22 protein-coding genes are annotated in these 23,336 nt (G+C 74.4%); 10 read left to right on the plus strand and 12 right to left on the minus strand.

Annotated features, from left to right (window positions below; genetic code table 11):
- Positions 1-37 precede the first annotated feature (37 nt).
- Positions 38-685, minus strand: a complete 648-nt coding sequence (locus NAEX_RS39820) for a hypothetical protein (RefSeq protein WP_096332683.1) — start codon at positions 683-685, stop codon at positions 38-40.
- Between the two features lie 1,745 nt (positions 686-2,430).
- Here NAEX_RS39820 and NAEX_RS39830 point away from each other — a divergent pair.
- The 4 genes from NAEX_RS39830 (at position 2,431) to NAEX_RS39845 (ending at position 6,229) form a co-directional block, all read left to right on the plus strand.
- Positions 2,431-4,485 (plus strand): HEAT repeat domain-containing protein, encoded by a 2,055-nt coding sequence (locus tag NAEX_RS39830; RefSeq protein WP_096332685.1) that lies wholly within the window; start codon positions 2,431-2,433, stop codon positions 4,483-4,485.
- On the plus strand, positions 4,485-5,219 hold the full coding sequence (locus NAEX_RS39835) for a metallophosphoesterase family protein (RefSeq protein ID WP_096332686.1): 735 nt from the start codon (positions 4,485-4,487) through the stop codon (positions 5,217-5,219). The genes NAEX_RS39830 and NAEX_RS39835 overlap by 1 nt, the downstream gene beginning before the upstream one ends.
- A gap of 89 nt (positions 5,220-5,308) precedes the next feature.
- Positions 5,309-5,572, plus strand: coding sequence for a TIGR02996 domain-containing protein (locus NAEX_RS39840; RefSeq protein WP_211302555.1), 264 nt, complete (start codon positions 5,309-5,311; stop codon positions 5,570-5,572).
- A gap of 69 nt (positions 5,573-5,641) precedes the next feature.
- On the plus strand, positions 5,642-6,229 hold the full coding sequence (locus NAEX_RS39845; protein WP_096332687.1) for a hypothetical protein: 588 nt from the start codon (positions 5,642-5,644) through the stop codon (positions 6,227-6,229).
- A gap of 16 nt (positions 6,230-6,245) precedes the next feature.
- Here NAEX_RS39845 and NAEX_RS39850 read toward each other — a convergent pair whose 3' ends face one another.
- Positions 6,246-6,668 (minus strand): hypothetical protein, encoded by a 423-nt coding sequence (locus tag NAEX_RS39850; RefSeq protein ID WP_096332688.1) that lies wholly within the window; start codon positions 6,666-6,668, stop codon positions 6,246-6,248.
- Positions 6,669-6,766: 98 nt separating this feature from the next.
- Between NAEX_RS39850 and NAEX_RS39855 the strand changes: the two genes are divergently transcribed.
- Positions 6,767-7,234, plus strand: a complete 468-nt coding sequence (locus tag NAEX_RS39855) for a protein-tyrosine phosphatase family protein (protein WP_096332689.1) — start codon at positions 6,767-6,769, stop codon at positions 7,232-7,234.
- A 216-nt stretch (positions 7,235-7,450) separates the two neighbouring features.
- Here NAEX_RS39855 and NAEX_RS39860 read toward each other — a convergent pair whose 3' ends face one another.
- Together NAEX_RS39860 and NAEX_RS39865 are read right to left on the minus strand one after the other, a co-directional pair.
- On the minus strand, positions 7,451-8,317 hold the full coding sequence (locus NAEX_RS39860; protein WP_096332690.1) for an MBL fold metallo-hydrolase: 867 nt from the start codon (positions 8,315-8,317) through the stop codon (positions 7,451-7,453).
- Positions 8,314-8,643 (minus strand): hypothetical protein, encoded by a 330-nt coding sequence (locus NAEX_RS39865; RefSeq protein ID WP_096332691.1) that lies wholly within the window; start codon positions 8,641-8,643, stop codon positions 8,314-8,316. Before NAEX_RS39865 ends, NAEX_RS39860 begins: the two co-directional genes overlap by 4 nt.
- Before the next feature lie 167 nt (positions 8,644-8,810).
- On the opposite strand from NAEX_RS39865, the gene NAEX_RS39870 reads away from it, so the two are divergent.
- From NAEX_RS39870 to NAEX_RS39885, 4 genes are all read left to right on the plus strand, one after another.
- Complete coding sequence (locus NAEX_RS39870; protein ID WP_096333885.1) at positions 8,811-9,875, plus strand: SMP-30/gluconolactonase/LRE family protein; 1,065 nt, start codon at positions 8,811-8,813, stop codon at positions 9,873-9,875.
- A gap of 435 nt (positions 9,876-10,310) precedes the next feature.
- The gene (locus tag NAEX_RS39875) at positions 10,311-10,934 is read left to right on the plus strand and encodes a hypothetical protein (protein WP_143140645.1); all 624 of its coding nucleotides are present in this window, start codon (positions 10,311-10,313) and stop codon (positions 10,932-10,934) included.
- A 339-nt stretch (positions 10,935-11,273) separates the two neighbouring features.
- The gene (locus NAEX_RS39880; protein WP_096332693.1) at positions 11,274-13,145 is read left to right on the plus strand and encodes a DUF4215 domain-containing protein; all 1,872 of its coding nucleotides are present in this window, start codon (positions 11,274-11,276) and stop codon (positions 13,143-13,145) included.
- Positions 13,146-13,711: 566 nt separating this feature from the next.
- Positions 13,712-14,626, plus strand: coding sequence for an FHA domain-containing protein (locus NAEX_RS39885; RefSeq protein WP_170136404.1), 915 nt, complete (start codon positions 13,712-13,714; stop codon positions 14,624-14,626).
- Between the two features lie 555 nt (positions 14,627-15,181).
- Here the strand turns inward: NAEX_RS39885 and NAEX_RS39890 are convergent.
- From NAEX_RS39890 to NAEX_RS39925, 8 genes are all read right to left on the minus strand, one after another.
- Positions 15,182-15,892, minus strand: a complete 711-nt coding sequence (locus NAEX_RS39890) for a hypothetical protein (protein WP_143140644.1) — start codon at positions 15,890-15,892, stop codon at positions 15,182-15,184.
- A 46-nt stretch (positions 15,893-15,938) separates the two neighbouring features.
- Positions 15,939-16,643, minus strand: coding sequence for a hypothetical protein (locus NAEX_RS39895; RefSeq protein ID WP_096332696.1), 705 nt, complete (start codon positions 16,641-16,643; stop codon positions 15,939-15,941).
- A gap of 30 nt (positions 16,644-16,673) precedes the next feature.
- Positions 16,674-16,940 carry a hypothetical protein gene (locus tag NAEX_RS39900; RefSeq protein WP_096332697.1) on the minus strand — a complete coding sequence of 89 codons (267 nt, stop codon included), beginning with the start codon at positions 16,938-16,940 and terminating at the stop codon, positions 16,674-16,676.
- A gap of 147 nt (positions 16,941-17,087) precedes the next feature.
- On the minus strand, positions 17,088-17,603 hold the full coding sequence (locus NAEX_RS39905; RefSeq protein WP_096332698.1) for a hypothetical protein: 516 nt from the start codon (positions 17,601-17,603) through the stop codon (positions 17,088-17,090).
- A 1,550-nt stretch (positions 17,604-19,153) separates the two neighbouring features.
- A complete protein-coding gene (locus tag NAEX_RS39910; RefSeq protein WP_096332699.1) occupies positions 19,154-19,591 on the minus strand; it encodes a hypothetical protein in 438 nt (145 codons plus the stop codon).
- Positions 19,592-19,750: 159 nt separating this feature from the next.
- Complete coding sequence (locus NAEX_RS39915; protein ID WP_170136405.1) at positions 19,751-21,052, minus strand: TIGR02996 domain-containing protein; 1,302 nt, start codon at positions 21,050-21,052, stop codon at positions 19,751-19,753.
- Between the two features lie 69 nt (positions 21,053-21,121).
- Positions 21,122-21,679, minus strand: coding sequence for a TlpA family protein disulfide reductase (locus tag NAEX_RS39920; RefSeq protein WP_096332701.1), 558 nt, complete (start codon positions 21,677-21,679; stop codon positions 21,122-21,124).
- 33 nt (positions 21,680-21,712) lie between these two features.
- A complete protein-coding gene (locus NAEX_RS39925; protein WP_096332702.1) occupies positions 21,713-23,026 on the minus strand; it encodes a cytochrome P450 in 1,314 nt (437 codons plus the stop codon).
- Between the two features lie 68 nt (positions 23,027-23,094).
- Here NAEX_RS39925 and NAEX_RS51490 point away from each other — a divergent pair, with 68 nt between their 5' ends.
- Positions 23,095-23,271, plus strand: a complete 177-nt coding sequence (locus NAEX_RS51490) for a hypothetical protein (protein WP_170136406.1) — start codon at positions 23,095-23,097, stop codon at positions 23,269-23,271.
- The last annotated feature ends 65 nt before the right edge of the window (positions 23,272-23,336 follow it).

A 23,336-nucleotide genomic window follows, 5' to 3' on the forward strand; every position in this document is an offset into this window, starting at 1 on the left:
CGGGCGCAGTCTACACCGGGGCGCGCGGCCGGAATACCTAGGACAGGGCGTGGGAATAATCGTCGAGGGTGTAGGTGTGAGGCTCAGACCCGCCCTGCGCTCGCCGCTGCGCCAGGAGATCGACGATGAGGGCGATCGTCTCGTAGCGCGTGGTCAGCGTGTAGAATTGATCCTCGGGGACCGGCGGGACGGCCATCAGCCGCTCCTCGATGAAAGCGGCGTCGCTGGCCCCGTCGGGCTCGGAGCCGCTCCGGATGTCGAGGTGCAGGCCGCAGTCGACGTCCTCGTCGTCCGGCTCGCGGCCGAGGATCGCGGACAGCGCGAGCGCGACCGGCGTGAAGTGGAGGTACGCGGCGCCCAGCAGGAGGCGATACCCTCGCGGCTCGCCGGCGCGGCCCACCCAGGTGCCGCCGAACTCGCGCCGCACGAGCTCGCCGAAGTAGGCCCCGGCCGAGGCGGCCAGGAGGTCGAGGATCGGCGCGCGCGTCTCGCTGCGGGCGAGGCCGAGGTAGTGGTCGAGGAAGGCCAGCGAGGTGACCGAGCCGTCGAGCTCGACGCCGAGGGCGCGCTTCACCTGCTCGCGGAGCTGTCGGTCGAGATCGCCCACGGCGGCGTCGAGCGCGGCGGCGTCGGGGCCGGAGGTCCGGGGGGTCGCAACCGGTGGGGTCGGGGGCGTGTCGGTCATCGGCGCGGCAGCTTTACACCGTCCGCGCGCCGACGCTATGGTCGCGCGCGTGTCGAATCAAGGCGACTGGAGCTGGTCCGAGGAGGCCCTCTATGCGTGCCCGTGCGGCTCGCTGGTGGCGGCCCGAAGGTGGCGCTGGCTCGATCGTCAGGCGCGGCCCGAGCTGGTGGCGACGCTGCGGGGCGGCGGACCCCTCGTGGGCGCGTGTTCGCGCTGCCGGCGCCCGGTGACCGGCGGCGGGGCGTGGCTCGAGGTCGATCCGGACCGCGGCGCCGCGACGCTGGTGCTGAGCGCCGACCGGCGCGGAGATCTGATCGCGGCCCTGCAGGCCCACCTCGCCACCCTGCAGGCCCGGCCGGAGCTGGCGGCGCCGTGGCTGCTGCAGCCGGCGGTGGCGTTCGTGCCGGTGCCGCCCCCGTGGGCCGAGGAGGACGGCGAGGCGGCGGTCGAGCTGTCGCCGTGGCCGGGCCCGGCGCTCGGGTCGCGGGCCCAGGACTCCGGCGTGCGAGCCAGCGAGCCGGGCCGCGGCCACGACGAGCCGGGGCCTGGCGCGACGGCCAGGGCCGAAGAGGCAGGTTCGAAGGGGCATGTCCCCCCGGCCAGGGCCGAAGAGGCAGGGTCGAAGGGGCATGTTCCGGCGGCCAGGAGCGCGGGCGGGGCCGACGGTCGCCGGCGCGAGGGGTCGGGGCCGAGCGAGGCGGCCCAGACGCGGCGCCGCGAGGGCTCGGGGCCGGGGGCGGCGGCCCTGGCGCGCGGGCGCGAGGGCTCGGCGCCGAGCGACGGCGCGGCGAAGCGGGGGCGCGAGGGGTCGGGTCCGGTCGAGGCGGCCGTGGGCCGGGGGCGCGAGGGTTCGGGGCCGAACGAGGCCGAGGCGAAGAGCCCGGCCCGCTCGGGGCGCGGCGCGGGAGCCGGCGAGTCGGCGCTGCAGGACACGTTCCCGGGCCGCCGGCGCGGGCGCTCGGCCGAGGACGTCGGGCTCGAGGAGCCGGGCAGCCTGGTGTCGGCGGCGCGGCGCTCGTTCGAGGCCAGCGCCCAGGCGGCGGGCCGGCGCGACGAGCCGGCCGGGCGGCGGCCGGGCGCGGTGCTCGAAGGGGCAGGTGCGAACGGACAGGACGCTTCGGGCATGTCCGCCGGAGCAGGTCGGCGGGCGGACGGGGCCGGTGACGCGCGGCGGCCGGGCGCAGTGCTCGAAGGGACAGGTGCGAACGGACAGGACGCTTCGGGCATGTCCGCAGGGGCAGGTCGGCGGGCGGACGCGCCGGGCGACGGGGCGCGGCGGCCCGGGGCCGTGAACGAGGGCGCCGGAGGATCAGACGAGTCCGGGCGGCGGCCGTCGGCGGTGCTCGAAGGCACCGACGCCGCGTCGGCGCGGCGGCCGGGGGCGGCGCTCGAAGGGGCGGACGGACCGCGGCGGCCGGGGGCGGCGCTCGAAGGGACGGACGGACCGCGGCGGCCGGGGCGGCGCTCGAAGGGACGGACGGACCGCGGCGGCCGGGGGCGGCGCTCGAAGGGACGGACGGACCGCGGCGGCCGGGGGCGGCGCTCGAAGGGACGGACGGACCGCGGCGGCCGGGGGCGGCGCTCGAGGGCGGCCCGGATGGAGCGTCGTCGCGGCGGCCCGGGGCGGTGCTCGAGGGGACGGACGGGCTGCGGCGGCCGGGGCGGCGCTCGAAGGGGCGGACGGGCCGCGGCGGCCGGGGGCGGTGCTCGAAGGGACAGGTCCGAATCGACAGGATTCAGGGGCCATGTCCCTCGGGACAGGCCGTCGCGACGACGCGAGCCGGCGGGCGCCGGCGGTCGAGGCGAACGACGCCGATCCCGAGCGCTCGGCCCTGCGGGCGGCGGTGGCCCGGGCGTTGACGCCGACCGCGCCGGAGACCCCGCGGCCCGCGGCGGTGCTGCCGGGCCCGACGGCCGAGGCGAGCGCGGCCGACAGCAGCGGGACGTGGTCGCGGCGCCAGGTCGAGGCGGCCGACGCGGCGGCCCGGCGCCAGCTCGAGGGCGCGGACAGCCGCCAGGTCAGCGACGCGGCGGTGACCGGGACCTGGCCCAAGCGCCAGATCTTCGACGGGCCGGGCGACAGCGGGCCCGGCTGGCCGCGGCCGCAGGAGGAGCCGCCGCGCAGCCATCGACCGGGCCGCGCGCCGGCGCCGCCGGTGCGCCTCGGCAGCGAGGTCCAGCGCGCGGCGCTGGCCAGCCTCGGCCGCGAGGGCGCGGTGGTGCAGGTGACGGCCAACGTCAACGAGGCGACCGCCCGCGTGTGGGCGACGGCGCCGCTCAAGGTCCGGCCGATCCACCTGCGGGGGCTCGGCTACCCGCTGGTCGGGGTGCGCGTGGTCGCCGACGCCGGGGGCGAGGCGCTGGTGATCGACGCGGTGGTCGACGTCGGCGAGCCGATCACGCTCGACCTCTTCAAGCAGCTGACCCGCGAGTTCAAGATCCGCCTGGCGCTGCCCGGGTACCAGCGCGAGCTGGCGGCGCCGGAGCTGCAGCGCAACGCGGCGGCGTGCCTCGAGAGCGCGCAGGCCCAGCTCGGCACCGGCGAGTTCCCGCCCGACGCCTACCGCACGGCCCGCGAGCTGCTGTCGGGGCGCAACGCGGCCCAGCGGCTCGAGCCGGCGCGCACGCCGATCGGCGAGTCGCTGGCGGAGACCTGCCGCGACTCCGCGGGGGCGGCCTGGGTGGCGCTCGAGCGCCTCGACCAGGGATCGCGCAAGGAGAACCTGGCGCGCCTGCTCGAGGTCGACGGGCTCAGCGTCGACACGTACGAGAAGATCCGCTCGGCGGTGCTGGCGGCGGCGATCGAATTCGGGCTGCCGGCCCCGGCCCGCTTCTGGCGCCGCTGGCTCGGCTCCGACCAGGCGCGCGAGGTGGGTCCCTTCGTGCAGAAGCTCATCGCGGCGCGCACCGCGTCGATCGCCCGCGGCGAGGACCTCAGCGCCGAACAGGCCGAGGCCGCCTGGCGCGGGATCCTCGACCTCTGCCAGCACAAGAACCTGACCCCGCCGCCGGAGCTGTCGAAGGCGCTCGGGCTCGGCAAGGTCACGACCGGCCGCCGCGCCAGCCAGCCGCAGGTCAAGGCGGCCGCGGAGGTGACCTCGCCGGTGCAGGAGGCGCGGTCCCAGGCGCGTCTGCGCGAGCTGACGGGCCGCCTCCGCGGCGCGCCCGGCGACGGCGACATCCGGGCCGTGGTCGGCAACCTGCCCGAACTATCCGAAGCGGACGTCGCCAGTCTGCTGCCGGCGCTGGCAGAGCTCGGAGCGCGGGTCGGACCGGAGCTGCTCGCTTGCCTCCGCGCCCCCCAGCGACATGTGCGCCAGGCCGCGGCCATCCTGCTCGGCCACCTCGGCGAACGCAAAGCGGAGGGCCCGCTGGTGACGATGCTCGGCGACGAACCAACCGCCGCGTGGGTCGACGCGGCCCGCGCGCTCGGCAACCTCGGGCCGCGGGTGGTCGGGCCGCTGTGCAACTTGCTCCGGAGCGCCCCGACCGGCCGCAAGGAGCTGGTGGGGGCGCGGGTCGCCCGCGCGCTCGCGGAGCTCATCAGGGCCGAGGGCGCGGGGCCGGGCGGCTCGGCCCGGGTGGCGGTCGAGAATTTGCTGGAGGTCGGCGACCTCTCGGTATCCTCCGCGGCCAGGCGCGCGCTTGCTACACTGGGCGCCGTGCGGGACGAGGTCGATGGCGACGAAGCCGAAGCGGCACGCCGTTTCTCTCGCCTGGCGTCGGACGCGATCGCGCCCGAGCTCGACGCCGCCGAGGACGACGAGATCGACGAAGTCGAAGTGGAAGTCGGGGACTGATGCGCTACGGGATCTTCAGTGATGTGCACGCCAACCTGGACGCCCTCGAGGCGGTCCTCCGCGCGTTCGAACGCGAGAAGATCGACGCGCTCGTGTGCCTCGGCGACACCGTCGGCTACGGCGCCCAGCCCAACGACTGCTGCGACATCGTCAAGCGCGTCACCCGATACACGATCCTCGGCAACCACGACGCGGCCGTCGCCGGCCGCATGGACTACAGCTACTACTACGACGCGGCCCGCGAGGCGCTCGACTGGCACTCCCGCCAGCTGACGTCCGAGAACATGAACTGGCTGCGCAAGCTCAACTACTTCGAGCGCGACGGGGCGACCCACTTCTGCCACGGCTCGCCGGTCGACCTCGAGGAGTTCGAGTACATCTTCAGCGTCGAGCAGGCGGCGACCTGCATCCCGATCTGGGACAGCCTCGGCCAGATCACGTTCATCGGCCACTCGCACCTGTGCAAGGCGTTCGCGATCGGCCGCGAGCGCGTGTACGAGGTGGTGACGAAGGAATTCGAGATCCACCCCGAGTTCCGCTACATCGTCTCGGTCGGCTCGGTCGGCCAGCCCCGCGACCACGACCCGCGCGCCAGCTACACGATTTACGACTCCGGCCGCGGCAAGTTCGAGTTCAAGCGCGTCGAGTACGATGTCGGCGCGGCGGCGCGGAAGATCTTCAACGACGCCCGGCTGTCCGACAGCTTCGGCGCGCGCCTGTTCGCGGGCGTGTGAGGCCGGCCCGCCGGTGAGGCGACGAGCTGTCCTCCGGGACATGTCCTGCGATCCGCCATGCGCCGCGACTCCACCACCTCCGAACCAACATGTCGGAGTCGTGCGCGCGCTCGCAGGGCCCGATGACCGGGTCGGCGATGCAGGCGCGGGAGCACCTTTGCGCGATCCGGGACGCGCCCGGCGACGAGGACGAGCTGCTGGCCTATGCGACATGGCTCGAGGGCCAGGGCGATCCGCTGGGCGAGTTCATCCGGGTCCAGTGCGCGCTGGCGGTCGGCGCGCGCGGGGGCGACGCCCAGGCCGAGCTGGTCGCGCGCGAGGCGACGCTGCGAGCGGCGCACGAGCAGGAGTAGCTGGCGCCGCTGCGGCCGGCGATCGACGGCTTCACCTGGTGGCGCGGGCTGCTCGGCGTCGACACGACGGTGAGCAAGTTCCTGGCCCACGCCGAGCTGCTGGCGGGCTCGCCGGGGATCCGCTTCATCGACATCTCCGTGTGGTCGGCCCAGCTCGCGCCGGGCGACTGGCAGCGGCTCACGGCGTGCCCGCTGCTCGAGTGGGTGACGATGCTCGGGGTCCGCGGCCGCTACGCTTACGACGGGGCGGACGAGCTGCTCGGCGAGGACGAGGCCGCGGCGCTGGCGGTCTCGCCGCACACGCGGCGGCTGTTACACCTCGATTTTGGGGCTCAACGCGATCGGCGACCGCGGGCTGGCGGCGCTGGCGAACGCGCCGGGGCTCGCGGGGCTGACCGAGCTCGCGCTCCGCTGCGGCCTGTTCGGCGACGCGGGCTCGCCGCGCTGGCGACGGGGAAGCTGTCGCGGCTCGAGTCGATCGAGCTGTCGTTCTGCGACGGGAAGCCGAGCGCGGCCGGCTGGGGCGCGCTGCTGACGGCGGACTGGCCGAACCTGCGCGAGCTGTGGCTGGTCGGCAACTCGCTGGCGCCGGCGCTGCAGACGGCCCTGCAGGCGCGCTGGGGCGCGCGGGTGCGCCTGTCCGACGACCGTGGCTGACGGCGGTCGCGGTCGCTCAGTCGTCGCCGCCGCCGCCGCAGGCGTTGACCCGGGTCTGCACATTCTCGGGCAGCTGGGGGCAATCGTCGAAGGAGAGCAGCGGCTGGCATCCCTGCAACGAGTTCGGGTCGTTGCAGTCGAGCATGTCCTCGAGGCAGTCGTTGTAGTCCTTCTGGCGGTCGACGAGGCACTCGAGGCTCTTCTTGGAGGCCTTCTTGTCGACCTTCAGCGCGTCTTCGAGGCAGTCGCGGTCGAGCGCGCTGAAGAAGGAGTTGAACTGCGCCTCGCAGGCGGCCCGGTCGGGGAACACGTTGGTGCAGTCGCACACGGTGTCGATCGCCTTCTGGTTTTCGGCGTCCATCTGGTCCAGCAAGGAGCCGACCGAACAGCCGGCGGCGAGCACGACGAGCAGGGCGAGCGAGGAGGCGCGGCGCTTCATGCCGGCATGGTAGGCCAGGCCGCGGGGCGATGGCGCGCAGGAGCGCGCCGGCAGAGGCAGAGCAGGGCGCGGCGAGGCTTGCTACGCTGGCACGACACATGGGTAGCTATCGCCTGACCTGGCGCGCGCTCGCGGGCGGGCACCTCGCCATCGGCCACAAGCCCGGACGCGACCTGCGAGCGGCGCTGGCAGAGTCGGGGTGCACGCACGTGCTGAGCCTCCTGGCCGAGCACGAGGGCGCGAGCGCGGCGATCGGGACGCCGCTGCGCCTGCCGCTGGCCACCGCCGAGCCGCCGCCGGCAGGGCGCAGCCCGGAGATCCGGGCCCTGTTCGCGGAGCTGCAGGCGCTGCTCGCCGGCGGGGCGAGGATCTATATTCACTGCTCGGCGGGGCTACACCGCACGGGGCTGATCACGCGCGCGCTCCTGCGCTTCCTCGGCCCCTCGCGCCCGGGGGCGCTGGCCCGCCTGGCCGAGCTGCGCGAGGCGACGGCCGAGGCCGCGACCGAGCCGCGGCTGCAGTGGGGCGAGCAGTTCGCCGGGCCGGACGCGCCGACGGGCGGCTGAATCGACGTGCCGGTGAGGACAGGTCGGATCGATCATGTTGCTGACGCTTCCCGAGCGCGCGCGAGCGGGCAGCGCGGCTCGGCGGGTGTCGGCGTCGCCGCGCTCCGGTCAGGGGATCACGGCCCGAGCGCGGCGTCCGCCGGAGCGGATCTTCGGGGCATGTTCGAACGAGCATGTTTTACGAGACATGCTCGAAACGACATGTCCGTTCAACCATCAGGACTCGCGGATGTCCAGCGGGATCTTGAGGTAGCTGCGGCCGTTGGGGGCGGGGCGGGGCAGGCGGCCGCCGTCGATGTTGACCTGGACGCTCGGGTAGAGCAGCTTGGGGGCGTCGAGGGTGGCGTCGCGGGCGGTGCGGAAGGCGACGAAGTCGTCCTCCTCGCGGCCGGCGGGCAGCTGGACGTTGTCGGCCTTCTGCTCGCCGATGGTGGTCTGCCAGGCGAGCGGGCGGCCGCCGGGCTGGTAGTCGTGGCAGACGAACATCCGCGTGTCGTCGGGGAGGGTGTAGAGGCGCCGGGTAATCGAGCGCCACAGGGCGCGCGCGCTGCCGGCCGGGAAGTCGCAGCGGCCGGCGCCGTAGTCGGGCATGAACATGGCGTCGCCGACGAACACGGCGTCGCCGATCCGGTAGCTCATGCAGGCAGGGGTGTGGCCGGGGGTGGCGATGGCCTCGACGTGCAGGGCGCCGACGGCGAAGCGCTCGCCGTCGTGCAGCAGGCGGTCGAACTGGCTGCCGTCGACCCGGAACTCGGGGCCGAGGTCGTAGATGTCGCGGAAGACGGCCTGGACCTCGGTGATGGCCGCGCCGATGGCCAGGGGGACGCCGGGGAACCGCCGCTTGAGCACCTGCGAGCCCGACAGGTGGTCGGCGTGGGCGTGCGTCTCGAGCAGGAGGCCGAGGCGCAGATCGAGGGCGCCGATCCGGGCCGCGATCGCGCCGACCGACTCCTCCCACACCTTCGAGCCGACGGGCTCGTAGTCGAGGACGGGGTCGATGACGAGGGCGTCGCGCGTGCGCTCGTCGTAGACGAGGTACGACAGGGTGTTGGTGCGCGCGTCGTAGAAGTGCTCGATCTTCATGGCGAGGGTGCCTCGATGCGAGGGGACAGGGACCTGCCGGCGACGTACCAGGCGACGACGCCGCGGCCGAGGAGCAGGCCGGCGGGGGCGACCGCGGGGGCGGATTGCGGGAGTCTCTTGGGCCATGTCTCGGGGGACAGGATTCGAAGGACAGCTCCGGTGAGGACGAATTCGAGCCGCCTCGCGCGAGCGCCCGCGCGGCGGCGAAGCGCGCTGCAGATGCCGCGGGCGCCGGCGATCCTTCCGGCAGCGACGGGCCACGGGAGCGCGGCGGCGCCGATGAGGAGGCCGCCGAGGAGGGCGAGCAGCAGGGGAGAGGCGGCCATGCGTCACCGGACGCCGCAGCCCCCCGAGGGGGCCGCGGGAGCCCGGCCTCAGCCTACGCGATGAGACGGGCGGGGCAGGAGTGGCGGCGCGGGGTGTCGCACCGGCCCGCGACGTGCGTCGACGCGCGTCGCGGGGCCGGCGAAGATGGCCTACGATGGCGATCTCCATGAAGCTGCTGCTGCGCCTGGTGTTGCTGTTGGTCCTGGGGCTCGGGCTGTTCGCGGCGTACCTGGTGGTGACGCCGGCGCCGATCGACCCGGTGGCGTGGGAGCCGCCGCCGGTGCCGGAGATGACGGGGCCGCTGGCGCCGAACGAGCGGATGGTGGGGGCGACGCTGCTGGCCGCGGGCAAGATCGACGGGCCCGAGGACGTGGAGACCGACGCGCAGGGCCGGGTGTACGGGGGGACGAACGCCGGCGAGGTGCTGCGCGTCGACGGCGAGGCGCTCGAGGTGTTCGCCAACACCGGCGGCCGGCCGCTGGGCCTCGACTTCGCGCCGTCGGGGGCGCTGATCGTCGCCGACGCCAAGAAGGGCCTGCTGTCGGTGAGCCCCGCGGGCGAGGTGTCGACGCTGGTCGACACGGTCGACGGGGTGCGGCTCGGCTTCACCGACGACGTCGCGGTCGCGGCCGACGGGACGATCTACTTTACGGACGCGAGCGACAAGTTCGGGTTCGGCGACCACATGCTCGACCTGCTCGAAGGCCGACCGCACGGGCGCCTGATCAAGTACGATCCGCAGACCAAGACGTCGACGGTGCTGGCCAGGGACCTGTACTTCGCCAACGGCGTGGCCCTGAGCCGCGACGAGTCGTACGTCGCCGTCAACGAGACGTACCGCTACCGGATCTCCCGCCACTGGCTGAAGGGGCCCAAGGCGGGCGCCACGGACGTGCTCGTCGAGGGCCTGCCCGGCTTCCCCGACGGGGTGGCCCAGAGCGGCCGCGGGACGTTTTGGATCGCCATGTTCACCGTGCGCAACGCGGCCGGCGACTTCCTGGCCCCGCGGCCGCTGCTCAAGCGGATGGTCGCCAACCTGCCGCGCGCGCTGTGGCCGAAGCCGGCGCCGTACGGGCTCGTGATCGAGATCGACGAGGAGGGCAAGGTGCTGCAGAGCCTGCACGACCCGTCGGGCGATTCGGTCCACCAGGTGACGAGCGTGCACGAGCGCGACGGGGCGCTCTACCTCGGCCACCTGCACCGCGACCGGATCTCGAAGGTCTCGCTGTAGCCGCGAACTTTTTGCAGAGGGCATGCCGGTTCGGGCATGTCTTTAAAGACATGTGGTGATCGCGGCGGCCGTCCGGGATGGGCGGCCGGCCGCCGCGGGCTGGCGCGTCGATGTCTTGAGGGACATGGCTCTTCGGGCATGGTTTGAAGAGCATGTCGAGGACGATCGCCCGGGACGTCTGCCCGCCGGCGGGACCGGGGCGGACGGCCGCGTCGATGCAGATGCTCCGAGAGACATGCCGGTTCGGGCATGTCTCTTTCTTTCAAAAAGGAATCGTCACGGTTGCGGGCGGACGTCCGCGACGCGCTGCCGGTCGGCGCGGGACTGGCGCGAACGGGCGCGTAGGCGGCGGACGGGCGCGCTCGTGGGCCAGGAGCCGGGGCGCTGCAGGGGGGCGGCGCGGCGTCGGGGGCCGACCCGTGCCAAGAAGGGCGCGTGACGCCACGACGCCGCTCGCTCGCCCTGCTGCCCGCTGCGGCGTTGTTGCGCGCGGCGCTGGAGAGCGCGCCGGCGCTGGCCGGCGACGGGGTCTCGCCGGTCGGCACGTTCGTCGACCCGTTCCTCGTCAAGCCGCAGGGCCTGCGCGCGACCGGCGTGTACCTGCACGTCTCGCCGGCGCTGTTCGGCCTCGACGTGCGGTCGCCGGGCTTCCAGACGTGGGGCTGGGGGCTCGGCGCGGGGCGCTACTGGACGCTGCGCAAGCGCCTGGCGCTCGCCTTCGGCGGGTTCTTCGAGCACCTCTTGTGGGTCAACCCCTACAAGGACAGCTGGGCCGGCGCGACGTTCAACTTCGTGCGCTTCGGGCCCGAGCTGCGGGTCGGCGCCAGCAACGAGCGCGTGTTCGGCTACGGCCTCCTGCGCGTGGGCCTCGACCTGGTGGTCGGCACGCCGGAGGCGAACCTCGCGCAGATGTTCGTCACCGAGGTCGGCGCCGGTCTCCAGGGCGCGCTCGGCAAGCACCGGCGGCTGCTCCTCGGCGTCGAGCCGGCGTTCGACGCGTCGGTGCCGCGGCCGTGGCTGCTGTTCCGCGTGCGAGCGATCGTGGGCGTTCGCTTCTGACGGTGGATCGAGATCGGCGGGCGCCGGCGACGTCGGCGAGCCAGCGGCGAGGAAGAATTCGTCGGCGCGATTTCGTCGTCGACCGCGGCGCCGCGCTGCTTGCATGTCATGGGCCCGCGGCGAGAAGTGCCCGCGGTGACGCCGGCTTGGCGGACGAGCACGGGGTCGATCGGTCGGTGAAACGGGGCTCGCGACCGGCGACGCGGGCGGAGGAATCATTCCGCGGAGCGGCGGTTGGATCGTCGACGCTGTCGATTGTCCGGTCCGGTCGTCGCGCCGCGTGCGTCCGCGGTGAGGCGGCCATGTTCGATCGCCTGCGGCGATCGGAGCCACGAGCACATGCAATTGAAGATCGTTCCTCCTCCTCTCACCATTTCCTCGCTCGCGCTGGCCACGGTGATGCTGGGCCCGGCCTGCGACGCCGCCGTCGAGATCACGGTCCACGTCGAGGTGCCGGCGGCGCCCGGCGTGTGCGGCGACGGGGCGCTGCAGCCCGGCGAGGAATGCGATGACGACATCGACAACGGCCCGGGCGCTCGCTGTCTCGCCGACTGTATGCTCAATGTCTGCGGCGACGGCGATGTCGGGCCCGAGGAGGAGTGCGACGACGGCGCGGGCAACGGCGACACCGCCGCGTGCAAGCTCGACTGCACGTTCAACGTCTGCGGCGACGGCCTGGTCGGGCCGATGGAGGGCTGCGACGACGCCAACGAGGTCGACGACGACGCGTGCAACAACGAGTGCGTGGCGGCGAGCTGCGGCGACGGGGTGGTCCAGGCCCCGGAGGCGTGCGACGACGGCGACTCCGACGACTCCGACCTGTGTACCTCGGCGTGCCTGGCGGCGGCGTGCGGCGACGGGTTCGTCCAGCCCGACAACGGCGAGGGCTGCGACGACGGCGACGACAACGCCGACGACGGCGACTGCACGCTGTCCTGCGAGCCGGCGACCTGCGGCGACGGGCTGCTGCACACCGCGGGCAGCGGCGCGGAGGCGTGCGACCTCGGGCCGGCGAACGGTACGGGTTCGGACTGCAGCGGCGCTTGCACGCTCGACGTGTGCGGCGACGGGTACGTCGGCGGCGGCGAGGCGTGCGACGACGGCAATACGCTCGACGGCGACGGCTGCGTCGCCGATTGCACGATGGAGACCTGCGGCAACGGGGTGATCGACGCCGGGGAGCAGTGCGACGACGGCAAGGACGGCGATTGGTTCGACGAATGCACCGACTGGTGTACGGGCCCGACCTGCGGCGACGGGCTGGCGCACTGGGCGCTCGGCGAGGCCTGCGACCCCGGGCCCAACAACGAGGAGCTCGGCCCCTGCACCCCGGCGTGCCAGATGGCCTGGTGCGGCGACGGCTACCTGTGGGCCGGGGTCGAGGCGTGCGACGAGGGCGTGAACAACGGGCCCGAGGGGGCCTGCGACAGCGACTGCACGCTGCCGCTGTGCGGCAACGGGGAGATCGATCCGCTGGAGGAGTGCGACGACGCCAACGACGACAACGACGACGGGTGTACCGACAGCTGCCGCTTCCCCATGTGCGGCGACGGCATCGAGCAAGCCGGCGAGGAGTGCGACGGGGGCCCGAGCAACGCCGACTGGTATGAATGCACCAAGTCGTGCCATGTCGCGGCGTGCGGCGACGGTCTGCTGTGGGTCGGGGAGGAGGCGTGCGACGACGGCAACACCCTCGACGGGGACCTCTGCAACGCCGACTGCACGGTGCCGCTGCGGGTGTTCGTGACGAGCGCGACCTACACCGGCGATCTCGGCGGGGTCGAGGGCGCGGCGGCGAAGTGCCAGGAGCGCGCCGAGGCGGCCGGCCTCGGCGGGATCTGGCGCGCGTGGATCGCCACCCCCACGTCGCCGGTGTGGCTGCACATCGACGATTCGTGGTACGGCTACGCGCGCGTCGACGGGGTGGAGATCGGGGCGAGCCTCGGGGGCCTGTTCGACGGGACGATCGACGCGCCGATCGTGGTGGACGAATGGGGGCACACGCTCGGCCAGTTCGCGGTGTGGACGGGCATGAACGCGAACCTGTCCCCGGCGGCGGAGAACTGCGCCGGCTGGACGATGCCGACGACGACGGGCCGCGTCGGCAGGACGACGGCGACGGACGCGAAGTGGGTCGATACGGGGGCCGCGAACGCGTCGAGCTGCGCGAGCAAGCGGCGGCTGTATTGCTTCGAGCAGCAGCCGGAGTGAAGCGCTCGCGGCAATTCACGCACGCGCCGTCGCTGCGACCCGTGGGAGACGACGGCGCGGCCGGCGCGACGCGGTGGACGTGCAGGCGGGCGGGCGTCGAGGTGGGCCGCGGCGGCGTCGCGCCCGCGAGGGCGCCGCGGGCTGGCCGATGCAGGAGGGGCGGCGCCGGGGGGAATGCTGGCACTGCGGCTCGCTCGCCGCGGGGCCGCGGTATGCCGGGAGGATGGGCGAAGCGGTCGTGAGCCGTGTCTAGCAGACGATGGACGGCGGGCATGCGTGTGTCTTGGAGGGCATGTCGGAAAAGATATGTCCTCCCGGACATCGCGTGCGGACGCAGCGCGAGCGAGCTTGATGTGTTTTTATGGACATGTCCAAGAAGATATGTCCTGCAGGTCAGGACGCGAGCGCCGCCGCACGCGCTCGCGGGTACGCATCGAGCACGCAACCGGTGCGTCCTGCGCGCGCGATGGAGCCCCGCGCCCGGGTGCCGAGCCCTTCGTCGGCGACGGCGGGGCGCGGGCGTGTTAGTCTCGCGGGCGCGTGCGAAAGGGGCGAGGGGGCGGCTGATGGGTGTTCTGCGCGGGCCCGAGGGGGACGTCGAGCTGCCGGAGCGCTGCCTGATCGGGCGGTCGCGCGGCTGTGACCTGGTGCTCGCCGCGCGCGACGTGTCCGGCGAGCACGCGGTGCTTCAGTGGTCGGCGACGCACTGGGAGCTGCGCGACCTCGGCAGCCGCAACGGCTCGTACGTCGGCGAGGTGCGGCTGACGCCCGGGGGACGGGCGACGCTGGCGGCCGGCGCGACGCTGCAGTTCGGGCACGAGTCGGGGACGTGGCAGCTCATCGACGCCGGCGCGCCGCGGGCGCTGGCGGTGGCCCTGGTCGACGGGACGCGGCGGGCCGCGGAGGGGGGCTACCTGGCGCTGCCGCACGAGTCGGAGCCGCGCGCGGCGATCTACCAGACCGGTGACGGCCGCTGGTGGCTCGAACAGGACGGCGCGACGCGGGAGGTCGAGGACCGCACGGTGATCGACGCCGACGGGCTGTGGCGGGTGTGCCTGCCCGCGAGGGCGGCGGGGCCGCGGGAGGACGGTGCGTCGCTACGGACGGTGGCGCAGCTGCGCCTGCGGTTCGCGGTGAGCGACGACGAGGAGGAGGTCGAGCTGGTCGCCTGCAGCGGCGAGCGCCGCCTCGACCTGCAGGCGCGCGCGCCACACTACCCGCTGCTGCTGCTGCTGGCGCGCCGGCGCGTGGCCGATGTTGCCGCCGGAGTGCCGGCGGGCGAGCAGGGCTGGCTGCGCCAGGGCGAGCTGCTGGCGATGCTGGGGATGAAGGAAGATCGGCTCGGCGTGTTGATCCACGGCGCACGCGCGCAGCTGGCCCGCGCCGGCGTGGCCGACGCGGCGGCGCTGATCGAGCGCAGGCCCGGGACGCGGCTGCTGCGGCTCGGGGTGGCGGCGATCGAAGTGGTTCCGCTCGCGTAGGCGCCCGCAGCCGTCGCTCGTCGCGCGAGGCGCCGCGTGCGGGCGCAAGGTCCGCGACCGGGAGCGGCTGTACCCGCTCATGCGGCGCGGCATGTCGCGCGAGCGAGGGCGATCGCCGGCGACCCGCGGCCGTCGCGACTCAGCCGTGCAGCTTGGCCGCGAGCACGTCGACGTTGTCGACGCCCCGCTCTCATGAGAGAGCGGCGTGCTCACCCCGGCCCGAGGACGTGGCCGACGACCCGCCATTCGCACGACGAGGGCGGCGGCCGTGATTCGGACGGCTTCCCGGCGCGGTCGACTCGCCGTCGTCGGGGCGAGGCCCGGCTGCAGTGTTATAAAAGACGTGATTGCGCGGACGGCTCACCATTCGTGTGAGGCGAGCCGCGGTCGCAGCGGTGCACCCGCGGCGACGTCGCGGATGCACCGTGTCTCGCGGGCGTCGGGTTCTGCCCTGCGACGATTCGCGTCGCCGTGGGGCATGGTCTCGTCGCTCCTGCCCGCGAGGCATTCGGTGGCGACGACTGCATGCGCGCGTCGGCGAGACCCGCGGCGCGCTCAGGGCACGTACTTCAGGCGAAGCTCTTCCGCCGCCTCGCGCGCGGCCTGCAGCGGCGCCTGCGGGCATACCGTGGTGGTCGCCTCGTGGAGCGTGCCGTCGAGCTCGAGCTCCATCTCCTCGAACATGTCGGTCGGCGGGTCGCACAACGGATCGGGGCTGTCGAGCACCTCGATCAGCGCGGGGTCGGTGAACACCTCGAGCGCGAGGGCGAAGTCCTCCGTGTCGATCTCGACCTCGGTCACCGGGTTGCCGAGGTCGCCGACCTTCTCGACCCGCAAGAGCCCCGTCGACAGCAGCTCGACGAAGCCGTCGCAGTCCGACTCGGGCGGGCACAGGCCGGAGACCGAGCGCAGGGTGAAGCGCTCGAACCCCTCGCTGGCGCCGGTGGTCTCGTCGGGGCCGCTGGTGCCGCTGACGGAGGGGTCGCTGGCGCTGTCGTCGTCGCCGGTGGAGCTGGCGCCGCTGGTGCCGCTGACGGAGGGATCGCTGGCGCTGTCGTCGTCGCCGGTGGAGCTGGCGCCGCTGGTGCCGTCCGAGGTGCTCGGGGTGCTGGCGGTGACGGGCGGGTCGCCGGTCTCGTCCCCCGAGGTGGCGGTCGAGTCGCTGTCGGTCTCGAGGGTGTCGCCGATGTTCTTCGAGTCTGGGGTGCAGGCGTAAACGAGGGTGGAGAGGGCGAGGCAAGGCAAGAGAAGGGATCGGAAGTGCATGGTGAAAGCTCGTTTGCCCCTGAGTGCCCGGGTGCTCGGGGGCCCATCACGGGGCCGACGAATTTTTTTGCGGGCGAGGTTCCGCCGGCGCGGGGAGGTGGCAGTCGAGCCGCACGCGGGCCGCGAGCGCGCTGTCCGCATGCGCGCGCAAGAAGGCCTCGGCCTCGCTCCGGCCCTCGGACGCGCGCTCGGAGCGGCACAGGGCGAGCGCCCGCAGGCCGAGCCGCTCGCGCAGCAGGACGCCGGCCGGAAAGTCGCGCTGGTGACGGCGCAAGCCGGCGAGGGCGTCGTCGGTGCGGCCGGCGTCGATCGCGGCCCGCACCCCGGCGATCAGCTCGGCCTCGCGGGCGAGCGGGTCGGCGGCGGGGCTCGACGCGGGCTCGCCGACGGTCCCTCCGTCGCGCGGCCGGGCGACGGGCGCCGCGGGCTCAACGGTGGCGACGGGCGAGACAGGCTCGGCGGTGGTGAGGAGAGCCGCGGGTTCGGCGGTGGCGAGGGGCGAAGCACGCTCGGCGCCGACAGGCTCGCCGGTGACGACCGGTGGCGCGTGCTCGCGGGTGACGACCGAGGGCGCAGGCTCGACGGTGACGCCAGGAGCAGACTCGCGGGTGTCGACAGGCGGCGCAGGCTCGACGGTGGTCGCCAGGGATGCGGGCCCGCCTGCGAGCCGTGGTCGGGCCGCGGCGGTCGGGTGCTCCGCAGCGACGGCGGGCGAGGCGGGTCCGGTCCGCGGCGCGGCCGCGAGGACCACGAGGGCGCCGGAGACGGCGAGGCCGAAGGCCTAGGCGAGGGCGTGATGCCCGGCGGCGGCGGTGCCATGGGCCAGCGCGGCGCCCGGAGCCGCCGCCGCGGCGCCGCTGCCGAGGGCGAGCAAGAGGCCGGCCCAGACGCGCGCCTGGACGCCCGGCGGCGGGCGGTCGGGAGCCCTGGCGACCCGCAGCGCGGCCGGAGCGGCGGCGGCGAAGGTGCGATCGAACTGCTCGCGGACCAGGCGGATCCGCGAATACACGGTGTTGACATTGACGCCGAGGGTCTGCGCAATCTCCACAGGTCCTGCAGCGCGTCCTCCTGAACCTCCGGCGGGACGCCGAGGCGGCGCAGGCAGGCCCAGGCGTACTCGAAGTGGTCCTGGTAGAGCTCGGGGAAGGAAGGGCCGCTCACGGTGCTCCTGGGTGCCCGCATGCCGGTCGCCCCATCACGGAAATCGGGCTTCGATCCCGAGCATGGGCCGCAGACCGACGGGCTGAGCGCGGGCGAGTTCGCCGAGGCCGGCGACGTGGAAGCCGGGGCGCCGCAGGGCGAGGAGGATGTCGAGGCCGAGGCTGACGGCGAGGACGCGCGTGGGCGCCCAGGCGAGGCCGGGGCTGAGCTGGGCGGCGATCCACAGGTCGCCGGCGGGCCGCGGATCGGCGACGCCGCAGGCGACGGCGCGCACGTAGCCGAGCTCGAGGCCGCCGCAGACCGGAAACTCCAGCCGCCGCCAGCGCGGGACGCCGCACCCGCGCACGGCCCCGGCCGCGACGAGCATGCGCGCGCCGATCGCCGCCGGCTCGGGGTAGGTGACCGCCCGCGCGGCGTAGGTGCCTGCCAGCTCGACCCGCCAGGCGCCGCGGAAGAGGCCGAGGACGAGGCCGGCGACCGGGCTGTAGGCAGGGATGCCGCCAATTTCGGCGCCCCCGGCCAGTCGGACTGCCGCCCGAAGGGGCGGCACCGGAGCGGCGGGGCGCGCTGCCGAGGTGGAGGCGGGGGCGTCGAGGGCGGGATCGTCCGCAAGAGAGGCGGGCAAGCCAGGGGCGCCCTTGGGAGGGGCGCCGGCGCGCGTCGGGGTGTCGGCGGGCGTGGCAGGGGCGCCGGTGGGAGGGGCGCCGGCGCGCGTCGGGGTGTCGGCGGGCGTGGTAGGGAAGCCAGGGGCGCCGGTGGGAGGGGCGCCGGCGCGCGTCGGGGTGTCGGCGGGCGTGGCGGGGAAGCCAGGGGCGCCGGTGGGAGGGGCGCCGGCGCGCGTCGGGGCGTCGGCGGGCGCGGCGGGGAAGCCAGGCGCGCCGGTGGGAGGGGCGCCAGCGCGCGTCGGGGTGTCGGCGGGCATGGCGGGGAAGCCAGGCGCGCCGGGGGGAGGCGGGCCGGCGCGCGTCGAGGCATCTCCGGACGCGGCGGGGGATCCGGGCGCGTCGACCGAAGGAACGGGCAGGCCGGGTACGTCGGCCGCGGAGGTCGGGCGGGCCGAGGCGTCGGGCGCGGTCGAGGGTCCCGGGAGGCCGGCCGAAGGGGCGGGGGCCGGCGAGCCGGCGGGCCCCGCGGCGCGGCGTCGGTGCCGGAAGCGATCCGCGCGACGACGTCCGCCGGGGCGACGGCGAGGGCGATCAACAGCGCCGTGACGTCCGCGAGGCTGTGGCAGTCGCGGGCCTCGATCGCGCGGCGGTCGTCGAGCTGCGGCCCGCGCAACACCAGCCGCATGCGCCAGCCGGCGCCGGAGCGCTTCGCGTCGGCCTCGACGCGCACGACCGGTCCGGGAGCGGGCGCAGGCACGAGCTCGCGCAGCCGCCGATGGATGGCGCCGGCGTCCGGGCACCCGGCTGCGGCCCGCCAGGTCAGCTCGACCCGCGGCGCCTCCGGAGGCGACGCGAACGCGATGAGCAGGCCTGCGAGCGCCAGGAGCACGCGCCCATTCTACGCCGCCCGCCGGCCCGTCGGGCCAGGCCGGGCGCTGTCCGCCGGCCTCCATCGTCGCGCGGGCCTCCGCTCCGGGGCAGGCCGGTCGAGCGAGCGGCGAACGCCAAGGACGCTCGCTTCATCCGCATAAGAGGCGAATGCGTGGTGCCGCCCATGCGCAGGCGAGCGAGGGCGAGGGCGTGTTCGGGAGGCGTCGCCGAGGTCGCGACCCGCGGGCAGGAGCGACCGAGGGCGTGTTCGCGAGGCGTCGCCGAGGTCGCCCGAGGAGCGCGCGCGGCCTGTCGGAGAGCCGCGCGTCTGTCTCGCGCTCGCTGGGCCACCGGGCGCGGATCAGGCCTCTCGCGCATCGGGAGCGCCGCTGCGGTCACCGACCACGATCGGCGAGATTGGCCCGACTCGTCGCAGCCGGGCTACGGACGCGGAGTCCGCGAGCCTTCCCTGTCCCAGAGCGGTCGATCGCGGTACGGATGGGCCGGTCGCCTCGAGCGGGATATGTCCGATCGGACATGCCCTCCAAGCCATGCCGGCAATGGCGCTCATTGACACGGCCCGCGGAGGGGGCGAAGGATCGCGCATGGCTCTGGTCCCCGAGACTCACTTGTTCCCCTGCGCCCGGTGCGACGAGCTGGTGCGCGTCGCCGATCCGGTCTGCCCCCACTGCGGGGTATCGCGGTCCCGATCGGAGCGCTCGGGCCCGTTGACCGCGCTGGCCGCCGCCTTCGCGGTCGCCGCCTGCGGCACTCCGCAGCCCGAATACGGCAGCCCCGATACCGATTCGGAGGGCACGGAGGTGACCGACACGGACGCGACGACGACGGACGCGACGACGACGGACGCGTCGACGACGGACGCGTCGACGACGGACGCGACGACGACGGACGCGTCGACGACGGACGCAACGACGACGGACGCGACAGGCACGACGGCGCCGACGACCGGCGCGGGCTCGACGGCGACCACCGACGATACGACCGGGTAACGGAGCACCTCGGCCGCGGGCGAGGCTTCGCAGCGGCATGTCCGTTCGGACATGTCTTCGGAGACATGGTGATTCGGCCCGGTCGCGAGAGCGATCGCTCGCACCGAGCTGTCCTCACGGTCATTTCCTTGGATGCAGGGAGACCCGCGGCGCGCTGCTCGGCGTCCAGGCGGAACAGGGCCCGCGCTTGCCCCGCGGGCAGCTCGGCAGACCTAGCGCAGCTCCTCGCGCATGCTCTGGCCGACGATGTTCGCGCAGGGGAAGCGGGCGAGGAGCTCGGCCTCGTGGAGGATGTCGTTGTAGGCGAGGTCGAGCTCTTGCAGGCGGGGCAGGCGGGCCGAGGTCGCGAGCGCGCGGGCGCCGGCGTCGCCGATCCGGTTGTAGCGGAGCTCGAGCGATTCGAGGCGGCCGAGGTCGCGGGCCTGCGCGAGGGCCTCGATGCCGGCGTCGCCGACCGACGAGCACTCGAGGTCGAGGTGCACGAGCCCGCGCGTGTGGGGCGAGGCCGCGAGGAGCGCCAGCCCCCGATCGCCGAGCTCGTTGCCGCCGAGGTTGAGGTCCTCGATCCGCGCGAGCAGCGGCTCGGCCGCGAGCCGCGATACGCCCGCGAAACTCAGGCCCACCGCGTAGAGCTGGAGGCCGCGGAGGGCGGTGAGCGTTTCGCTGCCGACGAGGGCGCAGACGCCGTCGTCGCCGATCGGATCGTACGCCAGGTCGAGCGCCTCGAGGGCGCCGAGGCGGGGCGAGCTCGCCAGCGCGATGGCGCCGCGGGGACCGATCCGGTTGTACGTCAAGCGAAGCCGGCGCAGCCGCGGTGGCGCCGAGGCGGCGATCAGCGCGGCTCCCTCGTCGCCGATGTCGTTCTTCCACAGATCGATCGCCTCGTGCCCGGCGGTGAAGGGCGCCGCGAGCAACGCGGCGACCGACGCCGGACCGAGCGCGTTGTTGGCGAGGTCGAGCTCGAGCGGTGCATGCAAATGCGGCGACCGCAACAAGCCGGTACATGCCTCGTCGCCGAGCTCGAGGTGACACAGCCGGAGCCGCCGCAGGACCGCGAGCTCGGGGCGACTCGCCACCGCGCGGGCGAGAGCGCCGTCGAACGCGCCGCCTCGCGGGGGGCGCATGAAGCAGACGGAGCGCAGCAGCGGCGCGAGGGCCAGCAGCCGATCGGCGGCCGCGGCGAACACGTCGGCGGGGACGTGGAGCTCCTCGACGAAGCCGCGATGGAAGGTGTAGGGCCGGTAGTTGGCTTGACCGGCGGCGCCGAGGAGCTCGCGGAGCTCGCCGACCCACGCGGCCTCGTGCCGCCGCAGCAGCGCGTCCGCCCGCTGCCAGGGGTCCTGCGCGGCGCTCGGGGTCGCGGACGCCGAGGCACACTGCAGCCGGATGAATTCACCGCGCGGGTCGCCGCGCTGCGTCAGCCAGTCGGCGAAGGCCAGCCGCGGCGCGTCGTCCCGCGGGGCGGCGACGATCTCGGCCATGAAGTCGCGCTCGGCGCTCGCGGTCCCAGGCATCGCCGCCGAGGATACGCCTGCGCGCGCGGGCCGTCGCATGCGTCGGTGCGCTCGCGGCCGAGCGTCGCGTCAGGACGAGGGACCGAGGTCGGTGCGCCCGGTGACGAGCCCGGTCTTGCTGCCGTCGAGCAGCGCGAGCAGCTCGCGCTCGATGCCGTTCGGCGCGCTCTCGACGATCCGGCCGACCTCGCGACCGTCGCGCACGACGATCACCGTCGGGACGTAGCGCAGATCGAGCCCCTCCTTGTCGAACCCGGGCGCGGTCTTCTGGCGGTCGACGCCGACGTACTTCAGCGTGAACGGCAGGTCGGGGCCGGCGACGTCGAGGGCCTTCCACAGCCGGGGGACCTCGCGCCGCGAATCGCCGCACCAGGTGCCGAAGATGACCGTCACCTCGGCGCCGGGCGGCACGCTCGCCAGCTTCGCGGCGGCCTCGCCGTCGATCTCCGCGTCGCTGATCCAGCCCGGCACCTGGCGCTCGACCTCGGCGCGCTCGAGCGGACCGACCAGCACCGGCGGGGCCTGGTCCTGCGACGGCGAGGAGGGCGGGGTCGTCTCGCCGGAGCGACAGCCCGAGGCGGCGAGCAAGACGGAGACGGCGAGGGTGCGAGGCAGGTCCGCGGACATGACGGCGGGACGATAGCAAACTCGCGGCGAGCTTCAGGCGACCCGTTGCATGCGCACGCCGGTCTGCGGTCCGAGGGTGATCCGGCGCCGCACGATCGGCACCGGCCGGGGCTCGCGCAGCGCCAGCGTGGCCTCCCGCAGCAGCACCGCCAGCGCGATCCGCAGCTCGTAGAGCGACAGCGCGGCGCCCAGGCAGCGGCGGATGCCGCCGCCGAACGGCACGAATTCGGACGCGCTCGGCTTGCGGTCGAGCATCCGCTGCGGGTCGAAGCGCGTCGGGTCGGGGTAGAGGTCGGCGCGCTGGTGGACCAGCGGCAGGGCGACGCCGATCGAGGTGCCGGCGGGCAGCTCGTAGTCGCCGAGGCGCCACGGCCGTCGCAGCCGCCGCAGCACCATCTCGACGACCGGGTGCAGGCGCAGCGTCTCGTCGATCACCGCGCCGAGGAACGGCAGCTTGGCCAGCTCCTCCGGCGCGGCCGGGGCCGCCGCGAGCTCGTCCAGCAGGCGGGCGCGGACGTGGGCGTTCTCGGGCCGGTGCAGCTCCTCGAGCGCGGCGGCGAAGGTCGTCGCGGTGGTCTCGTGGCCGGCGATCAGCAGGGTGCGCAGCTCGTCGCGGACGTCGCGATCGGTCAGCCTCGAGCCGTCCTCGTAGCGCGCGCTCAGCATCATCGACAGGATGTCGTCGCGCTCGCTCGCGCGGTCGCGGATCCGGTCGATCTGCTCGTAGAGGAGGCGATCGACGTCGTCCGAGCGCCGCAGGAACCGCGCCCACGGGCCGAGCCCGAACGGGGCCCGCTGGAAGGCCTCGGCGGCCATGAAGATCGGCAGCGCCGCGTCGAGCATGGCGACGATCGCCTGCGTGTGGCGCTCGACCAGCGCGCGCTCCTCGACGCCGTAGACCGCGCGGACGATGACCTCGAGCGAGATCTGCAGGCCCAGGTCGAGCGCGTTGAACTCCTGCCCCGGGGCGACGCCGGCGAGCGCCCGCCGCGTCGCCGAGACCATCGTGTCGCCGAAGGCCCGCATGCGCTCGCCGTGGAACGGCGGCAGCAGCAGCTTGCGCTCGCGCCGGTGCGGCTCGCCGGCCATCAGCAGCAGCGAGTGCTGGCCGAACAGCGGGATCAGCGTCGTGGCCCCGAAGGTGTCGAACAGCTCGACGTCCTGGATGCCGAAGATCTCGCGGGCGAGCCGCGGATCGGCGGTGAGGACCAATTTCCCGTGGGCCAGCGGGAGCGTGAAGGGGTCGCCGTATTTGTCGCGAGCCCGCGTCATCGCCCCGATGGGCTCGCGCATCACCGCGAAGCTGGTCAGCAAGGTCGAGCGTGGTCCAGGGGGCAGGGCCGGCATGGCGGGAGTGTCGTGGATGCGGACGCGCCTGCCAATGGCACGAGATCGCGCCGACGAGCCGCGAGCGCATGCACGTCGAAGGTGTGGGTCAGGGCTCGCGCGTCTGGTTCCCGAAGCCGCAGCGCTCGAAGCACTCGGCCGTCGAGCGGGCCGAGCTCGACAGGTTCTTCGCCGGCTTCGTCCCCGGCGAGGCGAAGCGAGGGGAGGGCTCGCGCTGCCGGCGGCGCGAGCCCGTCGGGTACTGATGTGCCCGAATGAACATGTCCGATGAGACACATGAGAGGTCCGCCGCGGGCGCGCGGGAGCGGGG

This window comes from Nannocystis exedens (genome assembly GCF_002343915.1).
GTDB lineage: Bacteria > Myxococcota_A > Polyangia > Nannocystales > Nannocystaceae > Nannocystis > Nannocystis exedens.